The sequence below is a fragment of the Streptomyces sp. NPDC002889 genome (genome assembly GCF_042888425.1).
Lineage (GTDB): Bacteria > Actinomycetota > Actinomycetes > Streptomycetales > Streptomycetaceae > Streptomyces.
Genome location: NZ_JBIAPT010000018.1, coordinates 105,669 through 126,725, shown reverse-complemented (window position 1 = coordinate 126,725; position 21,057 = coordinate 105,669). Strand labels below are relative to the sequence as shown.

Here is a 21,057-nt window from a genome sequence, read left to right as displayed (position 1 = left end):
AAGGCGGCTGACGCGGCCTCATGCCCCACCTGCGGTGGTCCTCGCCATGCGCCGGGGTCCCGGCTGCGCGACCATGCGTGTGTACCCGCGCGCCGACGAAGCGAGGACCATGGCCGAGGATGTCGTGGGCAGCAGCCCGCCCGGAGAGCTGAAGGCCGATGCGATCGGGTTCCTCGACGCGCTCGTCATCGGTCTCAACTCCACCTCCCCCGCGTACTCGCTGGCCGCCGCCATCGGGCCGATCGTGGCCCTGGTGGGGATCTACGCCCCGGGCGTGATGCTGGCCTCCTTCGTCCCCATGCTGCTGATCGCCTCGGCCTTCTACTATCTGAACAAGGTCGACCAGGACTGCGGGACGACCTTCTCCTGGGTGACCCGGGCGATGGGTCCCTGGACCGGCTGGCTCGGCGGCTGGGCCATCACCATGACCGGCGTGCTCGTGGTCGGGTCGCTGGCGGATGTCGCCGTCCACTTCGGGCTGCTCGCAGTCGGTCTCGACGGCTGGGCGGAGAACGACGCGATCCGGCAGACGCTCGCGGTGGTCCTGATCCTGGTGATGACCGCCGTGTGCGTCATCGGCACGGAGATGTCGGCCCACGTCCAGAACGTCCTCATCCTCGCCCAGGTCTTCTTCCTGCTCGTCTTCGCCGTGGTGGCCATCTACCGCGCGTACGCCGGTACGAGCGCACTGGACGCCGTCGAACCGTCCTTCGACTGGCTCAACCCCTTCGGCGCCGGCGGCGCGGCCCTGACCGGCGGTCTGCTGCTCGGGGTCTTCATCTACTGGGGCTGGGAGTCCGCGGTGAACCTCACCGAGGAGGTCAGGGACTCCGCCACCGCCCCCGGCAAGGCGGGCATCTGGTCGACCATCGTGCTGCTGGTGACCTATCTGTCGGTCGCCATCGCCGTCGTGGCCTATGCGGGCCCCGCGTTCCTCGCAGAAAACGCCGGCGAGGAGGAAGCCATCTTCGCCGTTCTCGCCCGGGAGGTGATGGGCGGCTGGGACTGGGTGGTGCTCCTCGCCGTGTGCACCTCCGCACTGGCCTCCACCCAGACCACCATCATCCCGGCCTCCCGCACCGCGCTGTCCATGGCCCGACGGCACGCCCTTCCACGGCCCTTCGCCCACATCCACCCGCGGTTCCGTACGCCCGATGTGAGCACCTGGTGGGTGGCCGCCGTCGCCATCGCGTGGTATCTCGTCGTCAACCGGATCAGCGAGAACGCACTGTTCGACTCGCTCACCGCGCTCTCGCTGCTCATCGCCTTCTATTACGCGCTCACCGGCCTGGCCTGCGTGATCTACTACCGCCGCCATCTGACCGAGAGCCTGCACAACTTCCTGCTGATCGGCGTCGGCCCGCTGGTCGGCGCCGGCCTGCTGGCCTGGCTGCTGGTGGAATCGGTCACCGACATGGCCGACCCGGCGAACTCGTACAGCGGTGTCTCCTGGTTCGGGCTCGGCCCACCACTGGTCATCGGCATCGGGATCGCCCTCATCGGCGTGCTCGTCATGTGCTTCTGGCGACTGAAGTCCGGCGTCTTCTGGGCCGAGCGCCGCGGCGTGGCCGACCCGGAGCTCGTCCACCGCAAGGAGACATAAAATGTCCGTCGTCCTGGGATACGACGATTCGCCCGCCGCGGCACGGGCCCTGCGCGTGGCGATCGAGGTCGCGGCGGCCTTCGGCGAGGCCCTTGTCCTGGTCTACGGCGCCGCCGCCCCCGGCGGCCTCGGCGAGGAGTACCGCAGCCACCACGAGGCCATCCTCCAGGCCGGGCGCTCCGCGCTCGCCCACGCCCTCGAGTCCGCCGAGGCGGCCGGTGTCCCGACGGTCGTGGAACTCCTCGACGAAAAGCCGGCCCAGGCCCTGCTCGATGCCGCCGCACGCCATGAGGCACGTGTCATCGTCGTCGGCACCTGGGGTGAAAGTCCGATGCGCGGCGCCCTCCTGGGCTCCACCCCGCACAAACTGCTCCACCTGTCGAAGGTCCCGGTCCTCTGCGTCCCCACGGAGGACTGACACCTGGTCCGCCCACCCGGACATGAGCGTCAACTGCCGTATCGGTCACCGTCCCCGGACCCACCACGCCTCGCCGCGGCCACAGCGCGCAGGGAGTTGACATCAGGTCGGTCGAGGAACCTCACCGGCGAGGAGCGCCGCGAGGACACCAACGACAGCATCAAGCTGATCCTTCGGTCCGAAGTCCTGTTCGGCAAGGACAGTGCACAGCTCGGCAGCGCTGCCGGTCGACGCATCGAGGCGCTCGCCGAAGAGCTGAAGAGGCACGGGGCGAAGAAGGTGGAGATCGCCGGCTACACCGACGACCTCGGCTCGTACGAGCACGGCAAGGTGCTCTCCGAGCAGCGCGCCGAGGCCGTGCACGAGGCGCTCGCCGCCGAGTCGGCCGATGCGGGCATCGCCTACGAAGTCGTCGGCCACAGCGAGGACCACCCCGTCGCCGGCAACTCCACCGACGAAGGCCGCAGGAAGAACCGTCGCGTGGAGGTGTCCTTCCCCCGCGCCGATTCCGGCTGAAACCCGTCCGAGAGCGGGCGGGAGACTGCGTGGATCCCGCCCGCTGCCTTCGCCGCTCAGCCGTTGACCAGGTGGCCGGCTCGCCCGTCGAGGGCGTCGCCGCTACGGTGAGCCTCGACGCAGGAATAAAACAGGACAGATCGCACCATTCATGTGAGGCGCTTCTTCATGAGCCTGAGCATCCGCAACCAGATCCCCGGCACCGTCGTCTCCGTGACCCGGGGCGAGGTGATGGCAACCGTCGGGGTCTCTCTGGACAGCGGCCAGGAGATCACCGCGGCCGTCACGCGCGAGGCGGTGGAGGATCTCGGGCTGGCCGAGGGCTCCGCCGTTCGCGCGCTGGTCAAGTCCACCGAGGTGGCACTGGCGACCGGCCCCGTCGAGGGCGTCAGCATCCGCAATCAGATCCCTGGCACCGTCACCGACATCGCCACCGGCGGTGCCATGGCCGGCGTCAAAGTCTCCGTCCCGGGCGGAGGCGAGCTCACGGCCGCGATCACCAAGGACGCCGTGGCCGACCTGGGCCTGGCCCCCGGCTCCTCCGTCGTCGCGCTGATCAAGTCGAGCGAGGTCGCCCTCGCCGCCGTCTGAGCCATCGCGTCCCGGCTCCCGCCCGTCGGCGGCCGGATGGCTGCCACGCCCCTCGAACTGCAAGGGCAGGGGTCAGGCTGCCGGGCGTGCGTTCGGAATCGTCCGCCGGTGGCTCGACGCCGGAGGTCAGTGGACGTCGCGGGCATAGCGTTTGTCCGCGGCGGGTGAACCGGCGATCACCCGCGACCGCGGGGCAGAACGGAGCCCTGGCAGGTGGATCTTGTCCACCTGCCGGGGCTGCCACGACGGCATCCGGCTCAGCGGTGCTTACGGCTCCTCTTCGCCTCGTCCGCCAAGTCGTCCATTGCCTCGCCCAGCTCCCCCTCGGCCTGGCGGGCCTTGCCTTCCGCACGGTCGGCGGTTCCCTTCATGCGCAGCTTTTCGCTGTCCGTCGCCTCTCCGGCCTTCTGCTTCGCCTTGCCCACTGTCTCCTGGGCCTTGCCGCGCATCTTCTTGCCCTGGTCACCCACGGCGATCAGCTCCTTCGTCCTCTTCCTCGTCCTCGACGTCCTCGTCCTCTTCGTATGCGTCCTCAGGGGCGTCGTCCTCCTCGTCGTCCTCTTCCTCGTCCGCGACGTCCTCGTCGTACTCGTCCTCGGCGTTCTCGTCCTGGTCTGCCGATTCCTCGTCCTCCAACGCCTCCTCGTGGGTGCGGACCACTTCGCCGTCGCGGATTTCGCCGCGCCAGCCTTCGGGCTCCTCCGCGGTGAGCGTCACATAGCGCTGGAAGTGCTTGAAGTCGAGCCGCAGACGGCGCCCTTGAGCGCGCCAGATGTTGCCGGTCTTCTCGAAGAAGCCCGAGGGGTAGTACTCGACGACGAGCACGATGCGCGTCAGAGCGGGTGCGAGCTCGTGGAAGCTGACGCAACCCCGCGTGGTGCCCTTGGCACCCTCGGAGGTCCAGATGATCCGGTCGTCCGGCACCTGCTCCTGGACCTTGCCTTTCCAGCTGCGGGTCGAGGGGCCGACCTTCACCTTCCAGGCACTGTTGATCTCGTCGTCCTTCGACGCGTCCCGTACGCCCTTGGTGAAGCTGCTGAACTTCTCGTACTGCGTCCAGTGGTCGTACGCCGTGCGAATCGGTACACCCACGTCGAGCACTTCGATGATGTTCATGACCTTCGTGGTGCCGGACTTGCGCTTGCCTTTGCCGCCGAACACGCCCTTCGCCTTGTCCACGACACTGTCCTTGATGCTCTTGGCCCCCGCGCCGAGGAGGGACTTCATGTTCAAGCCGGGAAGAAGTGAGCCGCCGCTCTCGGCGGAATCGAGGAGTTTGTCGGTGACACCGGCGAGCTTGTCACCGGCGGCGTCAGCCAGGTGCCCTACGCGAGCACCGACATAGTTGCCCAACTCACCGCGCAGTTTGTCCAGGCCATCGCCGAGGTTCTGATCTGTCTTGGCCATGGCCCTACCTCCGCCGCTCGGTCGGCTTCTTCGCCGCCGTCTTCCGCGCGGGCGCCTTCTTCGCAGGGGACTTCCGGGTGGCACTCTTCTTGGCCGGAGGCTTCTCCCCCGTCCCCCTCTTGGCGGCCTTCCGGCCGGCCGACGACTTCTTGGCGGCAGCCTTCTTCGCCGGTGGCCTCTCCTCCTCGTCCTCCTCCTCGTCCTCCTCCTCTTCGGCCTCCTCCTCTTCAGCCTCGGCTTCGCCCTCTTCGCCGGTCTCGGCCTCGTCCTCGAACTCGCCCTCTTCCTCCTCTTCCTCCTCTTCCTCCTCTTCCTCGTCCTTGCCGATGCGGAGTGTGCGTTCATGAAGAGAATCCGCCAGACCGGCCAGACGCCGGTCCGCCGTGGCCGCCAGCGCCTTGCGTCCGGCGTCCAGCAGTTCGCCCCGCATCTGATCCTTCAGCTCCGCGAGCTGCGGTACGTCCCCGAGTTTGCTCAAGCCCTGCGTGACCAGCTTCTGCGGATCGATATCGAGGCGGCGCCCGGCGAGATAGGTCGCCACCGCCAGGGCCAGCCGCCCCTTTTTCGCGCGTCCCAGTACGTAGCCACCCGCGACCGCGGCCGCGACTGCGATCTTGGTCGAGTCTTTCATGAGCCATCCCTTCGAGGTCACTCGGCGGACTCTCAGGTTCGGGTGCCCGCACCCCTGCCAGACATGTCCCTATATGATGAAATTGTCTTTTTGTGCGCCCGATGTGGCGCATGCTCCGAACATCGGGAGCGACGATGGCCGCAGGAGAACCCGCCAGGGGCAAGGCGGCACGGGCCATGCGTGCCGCGGCGTCCCAGCTGGCGGAATTGCTCGGGCGGGCCCCCGAATCCGTCTCCGCCCTGAAGCCGACCGACGACGGCTGGGAGGCCGACGTCGAGGTCCTCGAGCTGGAGCGCATTCCCGAGACCACAAGTTTGATGGCCAGCTACCGGGTGACTCTGGACAAGGAGGGCGATCTGGTGTCCTACGAACGGACCCGTCGCTACACCCGAGGACAGAGCGACCGGCGGCCCTGAGAAAGGAGCCGGCCGGCGAAGGGAGGCACCATGACCATGGTGCCGCAAGGCGAAGGCGCCGTCTCCAGGGGCGGTGGTCGAGGAAATCTCTACGACGTCCTGGAACTCATTCTTGATCGCGGGCTGGTCATCGACGTCTTTGTCCGCGTCTCACTCGTCGGGATCGAGCTTCTCAAGATCGATGCCCGCATCGTCGTGGCCAGCGTCGATACGTACCTGCGCTTCGCCGAGGCCTGTAACCGGCTCGACCTCGAGTCCGGGGACAGGGCGCCGGCGAAGCTGACCGACATCGTGGGCGACACGGTCGAGAGCGGGGCCCGCGGCAAGTCGAAGGGTGCGCTCACCGGTGCCGTGGAAGCCGTGACGGGCGCCCTGAAGGGTGACGACGAGGACGAGGAAGAGGAGAAGCCCAGGAAGGCGAGGGCTGCGGAGGACGAGGACGAGGAGGAACCCGTGGAGAGGCGGCGGCCCGCCCGGCGGCCCTCCCGGCGTGCGAAGGAACGCGAGGAGGAGTGAGCCATGGCCGTTTACGTCTACTCCATCGCCGACGAGCAGCACCCGCTGCGTCTCGACGGTGTCACCGGCGTCGGCGATCCGCCCTCCGACCTGCGCACGGTGAGCGCCGGCGGACTGCGAGCAGTGGTCAGCGACGCGCCGGACGATCTGCGGCCCAAACGACGCGACCTCATGGCGCACCAGGCCGTACAGGACAGCCTGATGAGCGACGGCACTGTGCTGCCCCTGAGGTTCGGCCTCACGGCCCCGGACGACGAGACCGTCCAGGCCACCCTGAAGGAGCGCGCCGCGGAGTACACGGACAGGCTGGCGGCGCTGAACGGCTGCGCCGAGTACCACCTGAAGGTGAAGCAGGACGAGGAGTCGCTGCTGCGCAGGATCCTCGACGAGTCGAGCATGGCCCGGGATCTGAACAATCAGCTCCGCCGCGGCGAAGGAGGGCCGGAACTTCAGGTGACGCTCGGGGAATTGGTCGCTCAGGAGGTTCAGGCACGCCAGGAGGCCCTGGCCTCGGGAGTGATCGAGGCGCTCCGTCCGTTCTCCCGGGACCACGACCCCTCTCCGCCGACCGGCGAAGACTTCCTGAGCGTGTCCTTCCTGGTGGCCGAAGACCAGGAAGAGCAGTTCCTCACCACCGAGTTGAGTGTCGCCAACCAGATGGGGGACGAATTCGAGTTCCGGCTCAACGGTCCGCTCCCTCCCTACAGCTTTGTGTGAAAGAGGACACCTCATGGGACTTCTCACCCAGATCGTCACCCTCCCGCTGGCGCCGGTACGCGGCGTCGCATGGGTGATGGAACGGGTCCTGGAAACGGCCGAGGACTCGTACTACGACCCGGCGCGCGTACAGCAGGAACTGGCGGAACTCGAGGCAGAGCTTGTCGCGGGGCACATCGACGAAGAGACCTTCGACCGGCGGGAGGACGAACTGCTCGACCGGCTGGAGGAGATCAAGGCGTTCAGGGAAGGGCGGTTGTGAGACGGCCTGGAGAGGGCACCTGAGACGTGCAAGTGACTCCTGACGGAAACGCGAGGCCATCACTGTGACTGAACCCGTGGCCAACAGGCTCGGCTCCTACCCCTCCAGAGCGACGCCCCAGTACGGTCAGGGATCCTCGGCCAACCTCGCCGACATCCTTGAGCGCGTGCTCGACAAAGGCATCGTCATCGCGGGCGACATCCAGATCAATCTGCTCGACATCGAGCTGTTGACCATCAAGCTCCGCCTGCTGGTCGCCTCGGTCGACAAGGCCAAGGAGATGGGCATCGACTGGTGGGAGCACGACCCCGCGCTGTCGTCCCGGAGCCGGGACGATCACTCGCTCGCCGAGGAGAACCGGCGGCTGCGTGCGGAGATCGATGCTCTGCGGCAGGGCGATGCCGCGCTGACCGAGGGAGGCGGGACGACGGAGGAGGGCGAGGAAGAGCCCCGCGCCGGGGCGCGTCGCGGACGCGGCGGCGGCACCGGTGGCGGGAGCAAGCGTCGCGGAGGGGACGTGAGCGATGACTGACCGTGTCACCTACGTCTACGCCGTCGCCCACAACACGGGCGAGCTGGAGGATGCCGTGGCCGCGCTCGCCGGTGTCGACGGCGCCCCGGTCCGTCTCCTGCCCGCTACGGGCGAGGACGAGCTGGCGCTCGTGGTCAGCTCCGTACCCGCCCAGGACTTCGACGAAGACGCCCTCAAACGGCACCTGGAGGACCTCGAGTGGCTGGAGGCGGTCGCCCGTGCCCACCACGGTGTGATCGAGGCGCTCGCGGCCCGCACCACCGTGCTTCCGCTGCGGCTCGCGACCGTCTATCTCGACGACAGCCGGGCGAAGGACGTCCTGGACGCCGGGCGGCACGCGTTCGCGCAGCGCCTGGCCCACCTTTCCGGGCATCTGGAATGGGGGGTCAAGATCTACGTCGAACCGTCCCGCGCACCCGCCGCGCCCGAACCCGCCTCCCCGCCCGGTGTGACACCCGGGCGGGCGTACCTGCGCAGTCGCCGGGCCCAGAAGAGTGTCCGGGACGGCGTCTACCAGGCGGCACATCAGGCGGCCGAGCGGGTCGTGGCCGCAGGGCACGAGTACGCCGCCGACCGGGCGGGTCACCGTGTGCAGCAGGGCGAACTGGCGAGCGCTCCGGGCGAGAACGTGGTCAACGATGCCTACCTCGTGCCCCGCGACCGCGCCGAGGAGTTCCGCAGCGCGGTGTCACATGCCGCCGACGGCCTTCCGGGAGTGCGGGTCGAGGTGACGGGCCCCTGGGCGCCCTACTCCTTCGCCACTCCCCCAGCCGCGTCCGGCGATGTCACGGAAGACGTGCGCCCATGACCGAATCCGGCCCCTCGTCGGCGGTCGAACCCCTGGCACAGCGGCAGGTCGCCCTGATCGATCTGCTGGACCGCCTCCTGAGCGGCGGAGTCGTCATCACCGGCGACGTCGTGCTGTCCATCGCCGACATCGATCTCGTACGCGTCTCGCTGCACGCTCTCATCGCCTCCATCGGCGAGGACACCCAGTCGCCGTGGGCCGTCCCGGCACCCCCGCGAGGCGACCATGACATCTGAAGAGGCCAACGAGGCACAGGGCGCGGGGCGGCGGCTGGACGAGGTCGCGGATGCCGCCGCACGAGCCTTCCGTCTCCTGCCTGCCGCCCCCCGGGACCTGCCGGCCCCTGGGGCTGCCGCGGGGACCCCGGCCCGCCGGATCAGCAGCGATCCCGACACCGTCGAACGGGACCTGATGAAGCTGGTTCTCACCCTGGTCGAGCTGCTGCGTCAGCTGATGGAGCGCCAAGCCCTGCACCGGGTGGACCAGGGAGACCTCTCGGAGGAGCAGGAGGAGCGTCTGGGGACGACCCTCATGCTCCTCCACGAGCGCATGAACTCGCTGTGCGACCAGTACGGGTTGACGATGGAGGATCTGAACCTCGATCTCGGCCCGCTGGGAACGCTTCTGCCGCCCGCCGAGTGACGCGGCCGTCGGCGGCTGCCGTGGAGCGGCGGCCCCGGTGGCCGCCGCTCCACGGTCTACTCCACGAAGCTGTACGGCGGCAGGGGGCCGTTGACCCGTACGGAGAGATGGGGGTTGTTCTTGCTCAGTTCGTCCACGGCGTTCGCGAACTCGGCGGCGCGATCCTGGGGAACGAGAAAAGAGACATTGGCCAGCCAGCCGGTGGACTCCGGTGCGGGGCTGGTTGCTTCGGCCACCCCCTCCAAGCTCCTGTGCAGCAGGTCGGCGTCGCGTGCCTCGTACTGCTTCACCACAGCCACGACCCGCTCGCCGAACTCCACCTTCTGCTCGTACGTGCCACCGCCCGCAGCCCTGTTGGCCTCGCTCATCGCGCGCAGTTCGGCGTTCTCGGCGAGCACTTGGTGCAGGACGGCGTCCTCGTCGTGTGCGGCCTTGACGTTGAACTCCACCTTGCCGTCGAGCGTCCGAAGGCGTTCGAGGAAGTGGTCCGCCCGCTCGGCCAGCACCGATTTCACCGCGGCGTCGTCGGGCGACAGCCCGCCGAAGCGCAGGGGCAGCACGGCGCCGGCCGCCCCGGCCTCGGCGAGAACGGCCTGATGCGCCAGCAGATCACGTCGTTTGGGCCTGATGTCGTCGGGTGCGTCGCTCACCAGGGCGAGCAACTCGCCCTCCTGCACGGCGCGCACGGGCTGCGGCGGATCACCGACCCCCTGGTGCTCGACCGGCAGGCCGGGGTGCGAGCTGCGGGCTATCCCGTAGACGTACGTCTTCACTCCTGCTCCTCCTTCCGGCGGCTCGTGCTCGTGCGCTTGGTGGCGCGCGGCTTGCTCTCCGACTCGTCATCATCGCCGCGTGCCTGGTGGAACGCGTCCGAGATGGTCTGCGCCGCGCCCGACAGGGCGCCCTGGGACTTGCCGCGCGCCCCGGATTCAGTGATCTCGCCCACGATCTCGGGCAGTCCGGGGCTGCGGTTCGGCCCGGATTCCAGGTCGAGGCGGTTGCATGCCTCGGCGAAGCGCAGATAGGTGTCGACGCTGGCGACGACGACCCGTATGTCGATCTTCAGGATCTCGATGCCCACCAGGGAGACGCGGATGAACGCGTCGATGACGATTCCCCGGTCGAGGATGAGTTCCAGGACGTCGTACAGGCCACTGGTCCCACCGCCACCGCGGGTTTGTTGTGCGGGAACTACTGTCATGCCGTCAGGTCCTCCTTGTCGCGTGGTTCAGCTGCGATCTGCCCTGCCGCGCTCGTAACGCCGGACGCGCCGATAGCCGGTCAGCTCACCCTCCTGGTCGAGCTCGACCTCGTAGGTGGCGAGCAGACTCATGGTGTCCGGGACCCGTGAGAGTTCCAGAACCTCGATCCGCAGGGCCCATCCGTCGTCCGTGCGTGCCAGGGACGAGACCGATTCGGCCGCCATGCCGGTGAGTTCGGCGAGTTGCGAACATGCGTGGCGCAGTACTTCCACGGTCAAAGTGCCCGCCGCCTTCCTCGTATTCGTCGTGTTGCGTGGTATTCGTCGTGACGACCCGAGCGCTGCGGGTTACCCGTTCCCGCACGGTCAAACGTGGGCCGTGCCCGGGGATCATCAGGACCAAAGCGGGTATTCGCCTCGTGTGCGGTCCCGGAACCCGGGCCGAAGGAGGGAGTAGCCGTGACGTACGACGCAGCCGCCGCGAAGCCCGCGGGGACCGGCCCGCCGGCCCGGGTGGCAGGGCCCGACGGCTCCGCACCAGCACCGGGCACCGACGCGCAGGCAGCGGCGGAGGTGGAGGTGGATGCCGAGACACTCTCCACCGACGACACACTGCCACGCGATCACACGCAGTCCATCCTGGAGACGACCAAGCAGGTGGCGGCGCTGCTGAAGGCCTCGGAGCACCGCTTCGCGCTCACAGGAAGCGTGGCCGCGTATGCGCACGGTGTACAGGTGAGACTGCAGCACGACACCGATTTCTGTATCAGGCCCGAGGATGTCGGCGACATCGCAGACGCCTGTGCGAAAGCAGGCCTGGAGATGGTCGACGCGCCCGAGGACTGGCTGATCAAGGCCCGGGCGGGTGGCGAGGAGATCGATCTCATCCACGAGCTGGCCCAGCGCCCCGTGACCACCGAACTGCTGGACCGGGCCGAGATGCTTTCGGTGGACTCCGTATGGATGCCGGTACTGCCCCCGACGCAGCTGTTGAGCGGCCTGCTCGGCTCGCTGTCCGAGCACCACTGCGACTTCTCCGGCCTCCTCCCGATCGCCCGCACACTGCGCGAACGCATCGACTGGGACCAGCTGCGCGAGCAGCACGGACAAGCGCCCCTGCCCGACGCGTTCTTCTACCTCCTCGAACGTCTGAATGTCATCGACCGGCGGGAGGCCACGTCATGAAGCACGCGGACACCGACGACTACCGCGTGGCCCATCTCCAGGAGAGGCTCGCCGGCGAGGAGATCGCCGAACTGGGCGTACGGGTCGAACTGCGCGCAGGGGCCGTCTTCCTCTCGGGCACCGTCTCCACCACCGCGTGCCGGGAGGAGATCCTGCGCATCGCCACGGCCGAGCTGGCGGGGCTTGCGGTACGCGAGGATCTACTCATCGCATCCAGCACCGCCCCCGACCATCCCGAGGAGTTGCCGTGATCCGGGTGGCAGCCGTAGGAGACATCCATCTGGGACCGGGCAGCCGCGGACTGCTGCGACCCGCGTTCGAGACGCTGGGCGACTGCGCCGATGTCCTGCTGCTCGCCGGTGACCTCACCCGCCACGGCACGGTGGAGGAGGCGCGGGTGGTCGCCGGAGAGGTGGCGGACCTGCCCGTTCCGGTGGTGGCGGTCCTGGGCAACCACGACTACCAGAGCGACCTGGAGAAGGACGTGACGGCTGTCCTCGCCGACAGCGGTGTGACCGTCCTCGAGGGCAGTGGCACACAGCTGTCGATCAACGGCGTCCGCGTCGGCATCGCGGGCACCAAGGGGTTCGGCGGCGGCTTCGCCGGGCGCAGCGGCAGCGAGTTCGGTGAGCCGGAGATGAAGGCGTTCATCCGCCGCACCCGCTCCTGCGCGGACGGGCTGCGGCGATCCCTGGAGGAGCTCGCGGAGGCCGGTAGTGACGTACTGATCGCGCTGACGCACTTCTCTCCGGTGCCGGACACCCTGGCCGGGGAGCCGCCCGAGATCTTTCCCTTCCTGGGCAGCTATCTGCTGGCCGAAGCGGTGGACGCCGGCGGCGCGGACCTGGCCGTCCACGGCCACGCCCATCGGGGCACCGAGCACGGCATGACGGCGGGCGGGGTCCGGGTCCGCAACGTCGCCCAGCCGGTGATCGACCATGCCTTCGCGGTCTACCACCTGCCGGCCGGCGCCTGAGCCTCCCCCGGCCTCGCACCGACCGCCGAGGGAGTGGGCGTCACTTGTGCCCCTGCTCGTGTACGGGAAGTCCCGCCACGCGCGGTCCGTCCGGGCGCAGGGACGACCTGCCCTCCCGCCAGGCACCCAGGAGATGATCGGCCAGCCGGTCCTCGAGATGGCCGGTCGCATCGATGCCGAACGCGATCTCGGCGTCCAGCTGGGGCTCCTCCTCCAGGAGTCCGCCGATCACCTCGCGCCGCACGATCTGCTCATGCACGGCGTCGGCCTCGACATGCTCGTCGTAGAAGAACTCCGCCGCGGGCCCCGCCCCGGTGCGCCGCATCGCCTCTGCCAGTCGCGCGGACGCTGGGGACGACGTGACCTCGACTGCCGCGAAGTGGCCGACCAGAGCGCCCCGCAGGGCTCGGTGCAGGCCGAAGAGCGACATCACGTTCACGGTGGCGAGCATCTGCGCCGAAGCGGCGTCGAGGTAGTGGCCGTAGGTGGTGTCCAGGCCCAGATCGGTCATCAGCTCGGCGAAGAGCCGGGCATGCACCCGCTCCGCCCGTCCACCGCCGTACTCGTCGAATTCCACGGCCGCCATCCCGGCCTTGGCCCGCCCGCGCAGTCGGGGCAGGACCCAGGCGTGCGGGTCTGCCTCCTTCAGGTGGTACAGCGATCGCTGCGCCGCGTACTCCCTCAGCTGCCAGAGCTCCCCCTCGTCCCGGAGGAAGTGCGAGACGCCGTGGCCCCGCACCGGCTCCACCAGCAGTTCCGCCATGGCATCGTCCGTGGTGTCGTGGTGCGTGGCGTCCCAGCGCAGGGTGGTGAGGAATCTGTTCTCGATCGACCTGCGTACGCTCAGCAGGGCCGGATCCCATTCACAGGCGGGGTCCACGTCCGCGAACCCCCGGTAGTGCAGCTCGTAGCACACGTACAGGGCGAGGTGCAGATCGTCCCCATAGGGCTCGGCGGCCGGCACAACCCCGTCCCCCGGCAACGGGGTACCTCCACGCAGGTACCCGATGATCGCTGCCGAGAGCTCCCCACGCTCCTGCGGCAGCACCGATCCCCGCCGGTCAGCAAGCATGCCGGTCGTGTCCGCCATGTCTCACACCTACCCCGTGATCGCCGGTGCATCCGGCGGGTGCCCCATGAGGGGGCGGCCGGTGACCGCACACATGTCGCGTGCGGTCACCGGCCCGGTGCGTGCCGCGGGTGTCACTCCTGGGGGTATATGTCACCCGCACGCATCGCACTCTCCTGCTCGCTCTGCTCCTGCAGCCTGCGAGCCTTGTCCTTCAGCCGCTGCCGCTCCTCCGGGTCGCTCGCCCGCTCAGCGGCCTGCTTCAACTCCTCTGCCTTCTGCCGCATCTGCCGGGCGCGGCCGCCGGATTCGCCTGAAACGCTCATGGTCACTCCTCGGACGTCGGGATGAGCGGGCACCTTCAGCGAACCAGCGCCCTCGCAGCTGCGCATCCCGAACGATCGCGGAGCGCGATCCTCGCAGGTCGGCGCGGAATTGACCGCCCGGTCCAGGGCCCTTCGGCAGGCCCGAGGGCGTGACTTCCGGATCAGGCCGGATCAGTGAGCGAGGTCCGGTGCCGGGGGCACCTCCCGTGCCCGAAGGGCTAGGGGGGCACCTCGCACGCCGAAGGCTGTGGGGAGCCTGCCGGGGCACGCGAGCCCGGCAAGATCCGAATGAGACTCCCCCTAGCCCTGCGAGACCAGGCGGTCGACCGCCGGTGTTCCCGAGGTGTATCCCGGCGTCATCGCTGTCGACGCGGCGGCGGGCAGCGGCGCCGGGGCCGGAGCGAGGCCGCGGGCGGCGACGGGCTGCTGGGCCAGGGCCAGCATCGGGGGCAGCTGTGCCACGGGCTGCGGCTGGGGCTGCTGCGCCTGGGGCTGGGCGGGGGCGGGGGTCTGCGCGAGCATCGGGGCCAGGGGCTCGGGGGCGGGGGCAGGGGCGGGGGCCTGGATCCGCTGGCCGTACAGGACCTGTTCCATCGCCGACATCAGGCGCATCACGTCCTGCTCGGGGCGCACCACGAGGCGCGCGAAGCGGCTCGAGCTGCCGATCTTGTTGCCGCATTCGCGGATCAGCACACCGTGTTCGGCGAGCAGCCGGTCGCGCAGGATCGCGCCGTCCGCGCCCTCGGGGAGGCGGACGTACACGAAATTGCCCTGGGACGGGTAGACGGTCAGGCCCGGGAGCTGGGAGAGCCGCCAGATCATCCCCTGACGGTCGCGGCGCACCTGCTGCAGGCTCTCGGCGTACTCCTGGCGGTGCTCCTTGAGCATGAACACAACCGTCTCGGCGAAGGAGTTGAGGTTCCACTTGGGCAGCGCGGCCCGCACCTTGCCGGCGAGCTGCGGGTTGGAGACGAGGTAGCCGAAGCGCACTCCGTGCAGGCCGAAGTTCTTGCCGAGGCTGCGCAGCACGATCACGTTGGTTCTCAGCACCGCCTCCGCCACGATGGTCGGGTCCTGGTCGGCGTCGGCGAACTCGAGGAAGGACTCGTCGACGACCACGAGGTCCAGGTCCTGGAGGGAGTCGACGAGCGACAGCACCTGCTGCTTGGTGAGAAGCCCGCCGTCGGGGTTGTTCGGGTTACAGATGACGGCGGCGCGGGAGCCACGTGTGCGGATGAACTGGACGAAGGAGGCAGGGTCGAGTTCGAAGCCGCGGGCTTCGGGGAGCAGCAGCATGTCCACCCGCTTGCCCGTCTCCATGGGCTGGTCGGTCCAGCGGCCGAAGGTGGGGACGGGCACGGCCAGCGATTCACGGACCAGCAGGTGGTCGATCCAGGTGATCAGTTCGGTGGAGCCGTTGCCCATGGCGACGGTCTGCGGATTGAGCCCGAGGACCTGGCACAGCTCCGCGGTGATGGTGTCCGCACTGCTCGGGTAGTAGGTGAGGATGTCGCGGAGGCTGTCGCCGAGACGGTCGAACATCGCGGGGGTGGGGAAGTACGGGTTGCAGGGGATGCAGAAGTCCACGATGTCGCCGGCCGCGCCGCCGCCCGCCCGGTTGAGTGTGAAGTACGACGGGCTGTGCGCGGTGGAACTGCGGAAAAGTGCGGTGACATTGCTGCCGGCCAAGACATGCCTCCCCTGCCTGGAACGGCCCGCGCCGATGCGTTCGAGCCGCTCTCAGGTACGGACGGGGTCGGGCCCGCGTTCAACCCCGGACCGGTTCACACGGCCACCGAGCGAGGCCTTCCGTCGCCTTTCAGCCGCACAGGGCCCGCTTCTCGGCGCCGCCCCGCGTCCCCGGGGCCTGTCGGCCGTGCATCAGCAGATAGAAACGGGCGACGGACTCCTTGGGCCCTTCCTCGAAGCGCTTCACGACCTTGCCCAGCGGGTTCCACACCCGGCCGTCGGGCATACGGATGCCGACGGGCTGGCCGAAGAGCTCACGCTGCTCCGGATCGAGGTCGACCCATCGGGCGCCTGCGCGCCGCACGATCACTTCGCCGGTGTACGCGCCGAGGCCGTCGAGGAAGCGGGCGACCTGGGATCTGCGCGGATGGCTGCGTCTGAGTCCGTCGACGACGAGGTCCACCAGCCGCAGGCTGTTCACGGAGTAGTCGAGCGGCAGTCTGCTGCGCCTGCTCATCTCGGTGACGAATCCCGCGACATGGCTCTGCATCCGCGCGGCTTCCGGCAGCGCCGCTCCTTGCCCGTTCAACAGCCCCCGCCTCTCCCCGACGACAATCTCGACCGTCCCAGCGGAGGGCAGCGGCGAAATGTCACGGGACAGGCAAGTGTTCGTTCTCACAACGGAATTGCCACAGCTTCATACAACCTTTGACGCTCTTCGGGCGTCCGGTCGGCAACTCGTCGCCCTTCACGACCGTTCGGGATTACTCACGCTCACCCGCGATCACGCCGGACCGCTCGTGATCTGGCTCACATTCGACCGTCCTCCCGTGATGTTTGCGCAGCCCGGCGCGCTGGCTCATGCGGGCCGCCCATGTGACGGGTGGGCCGCAAACGAACTGTTCTGAGAGGTGGGGCACTTGAGCCCGCGTACGTCGCATGCGTACCGACCACTGAGCATGACGCGCCGAGCCTGGCTGACGCTGGGCGCCGTTGTCCTCGGTGGGGCGGGGGTCGTCACGATCGCCACGGCCAATCCGTCGGATTCGCCCAAGAAACCTCAGCGGCAGGAGCGGGCAGCCAAGCTGCGCACGCTGCAGCTCGGCGAAGGCGGGGCGAAGGAACGGAAGTTGCCGGCCAGGGACACCGAGACGTTCTCGCTCGTCGGCATCGGCTGGGACAGCGCCGCGGCCGAGGTCGAGGGCACCGCCGAGGTGCGCACGCGGAACGCCGAGACCGGCAAGTGGTCCGGCTGGCAGCCGCTCGAGCTGGATGCGCACGGGCCGGACACCCCCGAGGGCACGGCGCACGGGGCCTCCGAGCCGCTGTGGGTCGGGCCCTCCACCGCCGTGCAGGTGCGGGTCGAGGGGCGCAAGGCGCTTCCGAAGAACCTGAAGCTGCACATGGTCGACCCTGGCGTCAGCAAGGCCGAGGCCAGGAATCCGGGGGCTGTGGCAGCCATGGAGACCGCCGCGTTCGCCGTGAGTGCCACCGAGTCGCCCTCCCCCACGGATTCCGTCGCCCCGTCGGCCACCGACACGGCCGCGCCCACCGATACGCCCGCACCGACGGACTCCGTCGCGCCCACCGCCTCCGCCACGGACACCCCCGCGCCCACCGCCTCCGCCACGGACACCCCCACGCCGTCGCCGACCGACACGGCGACGCCGAGCCCCACGCCCACCAAGCCGACCGCTCCGCCCTCGACGGTGAAGCAGCCGCCGATCGTCCCCCGGGCCCAGTGGGGTGCGGACGAGACGCTGGTGGACGACCCCGCCGAGTACATCGACAAGGTGCAGGCGGTCTACATCCACCACACCGTCGGATCGAACAACTACAGCTGCGCCGAGTCGGCCGCCCTGGTCCGCGGCATCATGACGTACCACATCAAGACCGAGGGCTGGAACGACCTCGGCTACAACTTCCTGGTCGACAAGTGCGGCCGTATCTTCGAGGGCCGGGGCGGCGGCGTGGACCTCCCGGTCAAGGGCGCGCACACCTACGGCTTCAACAGCTACTCCACCGGCATCGCCCTGCTCGGTGACTTCGAGGGCGACGCCGCCGCGGGCAAGGCGGCCGGCCGGCCGACGAGCGCGGCCCTGCAGTCGGCGTCCCGCGTCGCCGCGTGGAAGCTGGGCCAGTACGGCGGCAACCCCAAGGGCACGGTGACCCTCACCGCCGCCGGCAACACCGGCAAGTACACCGAGGGCCAGCAGGCCACGATGAGCGTGATCTCCGGCCACCGCGACGCGTTCGCCACCGCCTGCCCGGGCAAGAACCTGTACGCGAAGCTGACCGCAATCCGCGACTTCGCGGCGAGCGCCGGCCGCAACTCCGCCGTACCGACCTCCGACTTCAACCAGGACGGTGTCCCCGACCTGGTCGTCGGCCTGCCGCGGGTCGCGAGCAGCGACGGCAGCGTCACGGTGCTGCCGGGCACCTCCGACGGTCCGAACTCCTCGGCCCGCAGGACCCTCAACCAGAACAGCGCCGGTGTGCCCGGCGCTTCGGAGGCCGGCGACCTCTTCGGCACCGACAACGCGTGGGGCGACGTCAACGGCGACGGCGCCGCGGACCTCCTCGTCGGCGCTCCCGGCGAGGACGGCACCTCCACGCAGGCCGACACCGGGCAGGTGACCGTGATGTACGGCCCCGCTCTGAACACCGGCACGTCGTACTGGACCAACGCGACCACGCGTACCGCGGGCGAGAAGCTCGGCACCACTGTGGCCACCGGGGACTTCAACGCCGACGGCAGGTCCGACGTCTTCTCCGTGGCACCGGGCAAGCCGGGCCGCTGGTGGTCGTTCGACGGCGCGAGCGGCGCCGCCAGGTCGGGCAACCTCGGCTCCGTCGCGTTCACCGGTGCCGTCGCCTACGCGAGTGCCGCGACGGGCGACTTCAACAAGGACGGTTTCGCCGACGCGGCGGTCTCCTTCCGCGACCCGGGCGGCGTGGGCCGACTGCTGTGGTTCAAGGGGTCCGCGTCCGGGCTGCAGCGCGTGGGCATCCTGACGGCGAGCGGTGGGCGTTCGCTCGCGTCGGGCGACCTGAACGGTGACGGATACGCCGACCTCGCCGTCGGCCAGCCGAGCTCCACGGAGTCCGGTCACACCCTCAAGGGCGGTGCGGTCACTGCCGTGTTCGGCTCGTCCACCGGCCTGACCTCGACCGGCCGCAAGACGGTCGGCCAGGACACCACCGGCGTGCCGGGCACCGGCGAAACCGGCGACGACATGGGCGCGTCCGTGTCGGTCGGTGACGCGAACCTCGACGGCTACGACGACATCCTCACGGGCCTGCCCGGCGAGGACATCACCCGCAGCGGGGTCGCGCAGACCAACGCCGGTCAGGTCCTGCTGCTGCGCGGTTCGTCGACCGGTCCCACGGGCACCGGTTCGGCCGCCTACAGCCAGGACACCACGGGCGTGCCGGGCTCGACGGAGTCGAACGACCGGCTCGGTTCGTCCGTCACGCTGGCGGATCTGTCCGGGTACGTACGGGCCGACCTCGCGATCGGCGCCGACGGCGAGGACGCGAACAACGGCACGGTCCTGCAGCTCGACAACAGCGGTAGCAGCGGCATCGTGCCCGGCTCCGGGGTGTACTACGGCACCACGGCGCTCGGCGCGCCGACCGGTGTGCGCATCGGCCAGGTACTGACGCCGTAGAACGGGCGGAGGCGGCCGGCCCCAACAGGGGTCGGCCGCCTCCGTGTTCTCGGCGTCCGCGTCGTGCGCCTCCCCGCTACGTCGTCCCGTGGGCCGCCCGATACGCCGTCCGGCGAACCGCGACCACCGTCGTGCGCAGGGTGTCGCCCAGCTCGTCGTCGACGACAGCGCCGAAGGTCACGTCGGCGCGCGGCCGCGCCACCCCGGTCACGACCGTCACGGCTTCGTGGACCTCGTCGTCACCGGGATCCCAGCGACCTGCCACCGGGACGGTCAGACCTTGCGCGCCATCGATGGGCCGGCCGACGAGCCGACCCTCCACCGCCGCTCGCGCTGACGCGCCGGCCCGACCGGGGCCCGCAGCCTCGCCGACCGCTGTGAAGGCGGGACCGGTATCCGTCGGCATCGGCTTGACGGCTCGTAACCGATGCTGAGCACCGACCCGTTACGACAAGCCGGCGTCCTCGACCTGGCTCAGTGCTTCGTGGGCTTCCGCGGGGCGGCCGTGGGCGCGGGCGGCTTCTTGCCGTTCGCCGGCTTCGACCTGGCCGGCTCCGGGGACGACCCCGGCGTCCGCCCCTCCAGCAGCCGTGCGCAGTAGGCCGTGACCGCCTCCGGCCCGCCGCCCGCCTCGGCCTCCAGGCGCTGCCGCAGGCCGCTGTCGGCCGCGGCGCCGTGCCGCTGCTGGTTCTTGTACGCACGGCAGTGCGCCAGGACGTCCTTGGCCGTCGGCGGCCGCTCGCCCCACGTGCCCTTGTCCGCCGGAGCGGTCGGCGCCGTGGACATGGAGGGTGCCGCGCTCGCGGACTGCTGAGCGGGGCCGGACGAGGTGCCGGACGAGGTGCCGGGGGCGGTGCTCTGCCCCGTGGAGGGCTCGCCGAAGGGAGTCGGGATCGCGCCGCTCGCCATGGCGACGCCGCCCAGCATGACGCCGCCGAGAACTGTCCCGATTCCGATCTTGACCCAGACGGCCCGCAGCCGTGGGGCGCGGGGCCGCCAGTCGTCCCTGCGCCGGGTGGGGCTGTCGAGCGCACCCGCGTCGCGGGCCGCGCGGAACGCCGCCAAGGCACGTTCCCCGGCTTCGGGTGTACCCGCCACCGGGCGCGCGGCGGCGGCCAGGAGCTCATCGAGCGACGGCTCCTTGGACTGCCGCGCCTGCCACTGCGCGGGCGGCTGGGAGTGCGAGCGCGCCTGCGGCTGCCGCTGGGCCCGGTCGCCCATGGGACCTCCAGATCGGTTTTCGGTCATCTCTCATCCCCCAGCGCACGGGAGGCCGAATCTGTCACACGTCCTGATTCGAGCGCTGCGAGCTGCTTGGCGAGACGTTTCAGCCCGCGGTGGGCCGCGGACCTCACCGCACCGGGTCTCGTGCCGAGCACACGCGCCGCGGCCGGGCCGTCGAGGCCGATGACCGTCTGGAGCAGTACCGCTTCCGCCTGCCGGCGGGGCAGGGACGAGATCAGGGCCAGGGCCTGCCGGGTGGCGAGGGTCTCGAAGGCCTCGTCGGCGGTGTCCTGGCGGGCGGGCAGTTCGGCGAGATCGCTTTCGTGGATGGTTCCGCGCGGGCGGCTCTTCAGCCTGCGCAGATGGTCGAAGGCCCGGTTGCGCGCAATGCTCGCCGTCCAGGCCCGAAAGCCCGCCCCGTCGCCCCGGAACCGCCCCAGGTCGCGGGCGATTTCCAGCCAGGCGTCGGAGGCCACGTCCTCCGCGTCGTTGCCGACCAGACCGCGCAGGTATCCGAGAAGAGGGGGATGGACGAACCCGTACGCCGCGGCGAAGGCGCCTTCGTCCCCCGTCTGTGCTCTTGCGACCGCATCACCGAGCTCGGCGTCGTACGTCTCCGCACGCCGGCCGCCGCCACCCTTGACCACGCCATCCTCT

At 69.8% G+C, this 21,057-nt stretch carries 29 protein-coding genes; 16 read left to right on the top strand and 13 right to left on the bottom strand.

The window, feature by feature from the left end; all coding sequences use genetic code 11:
* Positions 1 to 109: 109 nt before the first annotated feature.
* The 4 genes from ACFYWI_RS26020 to ACFYWI_RS26005 all read left to right on the top strand — a co-directional run bounded on the left by ACFYWI_RS26020 (position 110) and on the right by ACFYWI_RS26005 (position 3,128).
* Positions 110 to 1,603 (top strand): APC family permease, encoded by a 1,494-nt coding sequence (locus tag ACFYWI_RS26020; RefSeq protein ID WP_389236957.1) that lies wholly within the window; start codon positions 110 to 112, stop codon positions 1,601 to 1,603.
* A gap of 1 nt (position 1,604) precedes the next feature.
* Positions 1,605 to 2,021, top strand: a complete 417-nt coding sequence (locus tag ACFYWI_RS26015) for a universal stress protein (protein WP_389236955.1) — start codon at positions 1,605 to 1,607, stop codon at positions 2,019 to 2,021.
* Positions 2,022 to 2,117: 96 nt separating this feature from the next.
* The gene (locus tag ACFYWI_RS26010; protein ID WP_389236953.1) at positions 2,118 to 2,537 is read left to right on the top strand and encodes an OmpA family protein; all 420 of its coding nucleotides are present in this window, start codon (positions 2,118 to 2,120) and stop codon (positions 2,535 to 2,537) included.
* A 168-nt stretch (positions 2,538 to 2,705) separates the two neighbouring features.
* Complete coding sequence (locus ACFYWI_RS26005) at positions 2,706 to 3,128, top strand: molybdopterin-binding protein (protein WP_389236951.1); 423 nt, start codon at positions 2,706 to 2,708, stop codon at positions 3,126 to 3,128.
* A gap of 257 nt (positions 3,129 to 3,385) precedes the next feature.
* Here the strand turns inward: ACFYWI_RS26005 and ACFYWI_RS26000 are convergent, their stop codons facing one another.
* From ACFYWI_RS26000 to ACFYWI_RS25990, 3 genes are read right to left on the bottom strand one after another with little or no spacing between them, the layout of a single operon-like run.
* Positions 3,386 to 3,598 carry a CsbD family protein gene (locus ACFYWI_RS26000; protein WP_389236949.1) on the bottom strand — a complete coding sequence of 71 codons (213 nt, stop codon included), beginning with the start codon at positions 3,596 to 3,598 and terminating at the stop codon, positions 3,386 to 3,388.
* Positions 3,591 to 4,535 (bottom strand): SRPBCC family protein, encoded by a 945-nt coding sequence (locus ACFYWI_RS25995; protein WP_389236947.1) that lies wholly within the window; start codon positions 4,533 to 4,535, stop codon positions 3,591 to 3,593. Before ACFYWI_RS25995 ends, ACFYWI_RS26000 begins: the two co-directional genes overlap by 8 nt.
* A gap of 4 nt (positions 4,536 to 4,539) precedes the next feature.
* Complete coding sequence (locus ACFYWI_RS25990; RefSeq protein ID WP_389236945.1) at positions 4,540 to 5,166, bottom strand: histone protein; 627 nt, start codon at positions 5,164 to 5,166, stop codon at positions 4,540 to 4,542.
* A 110-nt stretch (positions 5,167 to 5,276) separates the two neighbouring features.
* Between ACFYWI_RS25990 and ACFYWI_RS25985 the strand changes: the two genes are divergently transcribed.
* The 8 genes from ACFYWI_RS25985 (at position 5,277) to ACFYWI_RS25950 (ending at position 9,059) form a co-directional block, all read left to right on the top strand.
* On the top strand, positions 5,277 to 5,582 hold the full coding sequence (locus ACFYWI_RS25985) for a gas vesicle protein (protein WP_389236943.1): 306 nt from the start codon (positions 5,277 to 5,279) through the stop codon (positions 5,580 to 5,582).
* Between the two features lie 30 nt (positions 5,583 to 5,612).
* Positions 5,613 to 6,098, top strand: coding sequence for a gas vesicle structural protein GvpA (locus ACFYWI_RS25980; RefSeq protein ID WP_389236941.1), 486 nt, complete (start codon positions 5,613 to 5,615; stop codon positions 6,096 to 6,098).
* Between the two features lie 3 nt (positions 6,099 to 6,101).
* Positions 6,102 to 6,815 carry a GvpL/GvpF family gas vesicle protein gene (locus ACFYWI_RS25975; protein WP_389236939.1) on the top strand — a complete coding sequence of 238 codons (714 nt, stop codon included), beginning with the start codon at positions 6,102 to 6,104 and terminating at the stop codon, positions 6,813 to 6,815.
* Positions 6,816 to 6,828: 13 nt separating this feature from the next.
* A complete protein-coding gene (locus ACFYWI_RS25970; RefSeq protein WP_389236937.1) occupies positions 6,829 to 7,077 on the top strand; it encodes a gas vesicle protein GvpG in 249 nt (82 codons plus the stop codon).
* Positions 7,078 to 7,141: 64 nt separating this feature from the next.
* Positions 7,142 to 7,609, top strand: a complete 468-nt coding sequence (locus tag ACFYWI_RS25965; protein WP_389236935.1) for a gas vesicle protein — start codon at positions 7,142 to 7,144, stop codon at positions 7,607 to 7,609.
* Positions 7,602 to 8,417 carry a GvpL/GvpF family gas vesicle protein gene (locus ACFYWI_RS25960; protein WP_389236933.1) on the top strand — a complete coding sequence of 272 codons (816 nt, stop codon included), beginning with the start codon at positions 7,602 to 7,604 and terminating at the stop codon, positions 8,415 to 8,417. The genes ACFYWI_RS25965 and ACFYWI_RS25960 overlap by 8 nt, the downstream gene beginning before the upstream one ends.
* A complete protein-coding gene (locus tag ACFYWI_RS25955) occupies positions 8,414 to 8,653 on the top strand; it encodes a gas vesicle protein (RefSeq protein WP_389236931.1) in 240 nt (79 codons plus the stop codon). The genes ACFYWI_RS25960 and ACFYWI_RS25955 overlap by 4 nt, the downstream gene beginning before the upstream one ends.
* On the top strand, positions 8,643 to 9,059 hold the full coding sequence (locus tag ACFYWI_RS25950) for a gas vesicle protein K (protein WP_389236929.1): 417 nt from the start codon (positions 8,643 to 8,645) through the stop codon (positions 9,057 to 9,059). The genes ACFYWI_RS25955 and ACFYWI_RS25950 overlap by 11 nt, the downstream gene beginning before the upstream one ends.
* A gap of 56 nt (positions 9,060 to 9,115) precedes the next feature.
* Here the strand turns inward: ACFYWI_RS25950 and ACFYWI_RS25945 are convergent, their stop codons facing one another.
* Genes ACFYWI_RS25945 through ACFYWI_RS25935 form a run of 3 tightly spaced genes read right to left on the bottom strand, consistent with a single transcriptional unit; the run spans position 9,116 to position 10,581 of the window.
* Entirely contained in the window at positions 9,116 to 9,832 is a 717-nt protein-coding gene (locus tag ACFYWI_RS25945; RefSeq protein ID WP_389236927.1) for a GvpL/GvpF family gas vesicle protein, read from the bottom strand.
* Positions 9,829 to 10,260: a gas vesicle structural protein GvpA gene (locus tag ACFYWI_RS25940; RefSeq protein WP_389236925.1), complete on the bottom strand. Its 432-nt coding sequence runs from the start codon at positions 10,258 to 10,260 to the stop codon at positions 9,829 to 9,831. The genes ACFYWI_RS25945 and ACFYWI_RS25940 overlap by 4 nt, the downstream gene beginning before the upstream one ends.
* A gap of 27 nt (positions 10,261 to 10,287) precedes the next feature.
* Positions 10,288 to 10,581 carry a gas vesicle protein gene (locus tag ACFYWI_RS25935; RefSeq protein WP_389237045.1) on the bottom strand — a complete coding sequence of 98 codons (294 nt, stop codon included), beginning with the start codon at positions 10,579 to 10,581 and terminating at the stop codon, positions 10,288 to 10,290.
* 138 nt (positions 10,582 to 10,719) lie between these two features.
* Between ACFYWI_RS25935 and ACFYWI_RS25930 the strand changes: the two genes are divergently transcribed.
* Genes ACFYWI_RS25930 through ACFYWI_RS25920 form a run of 3 tightly spaced genes read left to right on the top strand, consistent with a single transcriptional unit; the run spans position 10,720 to position 12,421 of the window.
* Entirely contained in the window at positions 10,720 to 11,445 is a 726-nt protein-coding gene (locus ACFYWI_RS25930) for a nucleotidyltransferase family protein (protein ID WP_389236923.1), read from the top strand.
* On the top strand, positions 11,442 to 11,696 hold the full coding sequence (locus ACFYWI_RS25925) for a BON domain-containing protein (RefSeq protein WP_389236921.1): 255 nt from the start codon (positions 11,442 to 11,444) through the stop codon (positions 11,694 to 11,696). Before ACFYWI_RS25930 ends, ACFYWI_RS25925 begins: the two co-directional genes overlap by 4 nt.
* Complete coding sequence (locus ACFYWI_RS25920; protein ID WP_389236919.1) at positions 11,693 to 12,421, top strand: metallophosphoesterase; 729 nt, start codon at positions 11,693 to 11,695, stop codon at positions 12,419 to 12,421. The genes ACFYWI_RS25925 and ACFYWI_RS25920 overlap by 4 nt, the downstream gene beginning before the upstream one ends.
* A gap of 40 nt (positions 12,422 to 12,461) precedes the next feature.
* Here the strand turns inward: ACFYWI_RS25920 and ACFYWI_RS25915 are convergent, their stop codons facing one another.
* The 4 genes from ACFYWI_RS25915 to ACFYWI_RS25900 form a co-directional block, all read right to left on the bottom strand.
* Entirely contained in the window at positions 12,462 to 13,493 is a 1,032-nt protein-coding gene (locus ACFYWI_RS25915) for an iron-containing redox enzyme family protein (protein ID WP_389237043.1), read from the bottom strand.
* Positions 13,494 to 13,624: 131 nt separating this feature from the next.
* Positions 13,625 to 13,816: a DUF6381 family protein gene (locus ACFYWI_RS25910; RefSeq protein ID WP_389236917.1), complete on the bottom strand. Its 192-nt coding sequence runs from the start codon at positions 13,814 to 13,816 to the stop codon at positions 13,625 to 13,627.
* A gap of 300 nt (positions 13,817 to 14,116) precedes the next feature.
* Positions 14,117 to 15,505 carry a pyridoxal phosphate-dependent aminotransferase gene (locus tag ACFYWI_RS25905; protein ID WP_389236915.1) on the bottom strand — a complete coding sequence of 463 codons (1,389 nt, stop codon included), beginning with the start codon at positions 15,503 to 15,505 and terminating at the stop codon, positions 14,117 to 14,119.
* 130 nt (positions 15,506 to 15,635) lie between these two features.
* Positions 15,636 to 16,094: a hypothetical protein gene (locus ACFYWI_RS25900; protein WP_389236913.1), complete on the bottom strand. Its 459-nt coding sequence runs from the start codon at positions 16,092 to 16,094 to the stop codon at positions 15,636 to 15,638.
* Between the two features lie 370 nt (positions 16,095 to 16,464).
* Between ACFYWI_RS25900 and ACFYWI_RS25895 the strand changes: the two genes are divergently transcribed.
* Positions 16,465 to 19,176 carry an FG-GAP-like repeat-containing protein gene (locus ACFYWI_RS25895; RefSeq protein ID WP_389236911.1) on the top strand — a complete coding sequence of 904 codons (2,712 nt, stop codon included), beginning with the start codon at positions 16,465 to 16,467 and terminating at the stop codon, positions 19,174 to 19,176.
* 76 nt (positions 19,177 to 19,252) lie between these two features.
* On the opposite strand, the gene ACFYWI_RS25890 is transcribed toward ACFYWI_RS25895, so the two are convergent.
* From ACFYWI_RS25890 to ACFYWI_RS25880, 3 genes are all read right to left on the bottom strand, one after another.
* A complete protein-coding gene (locus ACFYWI_RS25890; RefSeq protein ID WP_389236909.1) occupies positions 19,253 to 19,582 on the bottom strand; it encodes a hypothetical protein in 330 nt (109 codons plus the stop codon).
* Positions 19,583 to 19,650: 68 nt separating this feature from the next.
* Positions 19,651 to 20,397, bottom strand: coding sequence for a hypothetical protein (locus tag ACFYWI_RS25885; RefSeq protein ID WP_389236907.1), 747 nt, complete (start codon positions 20,395 to 20,397; stop codon positions 19,651 to 19,653).
* Between the two features lie 23 nt (positions 20,398 to 20,420).
* Entirely contained in the window at positions 20,421 to 21,047 is a 627-nt protein-coding gene (locus tag ACFYWI_RS25880) for an RNA polymerase sigma factor (protein ID WP_389236905.1), read from the bottom strand.
* Between the last annotated feature and the right edge of the window lie 10 nt (positions 21,048 to 21,057).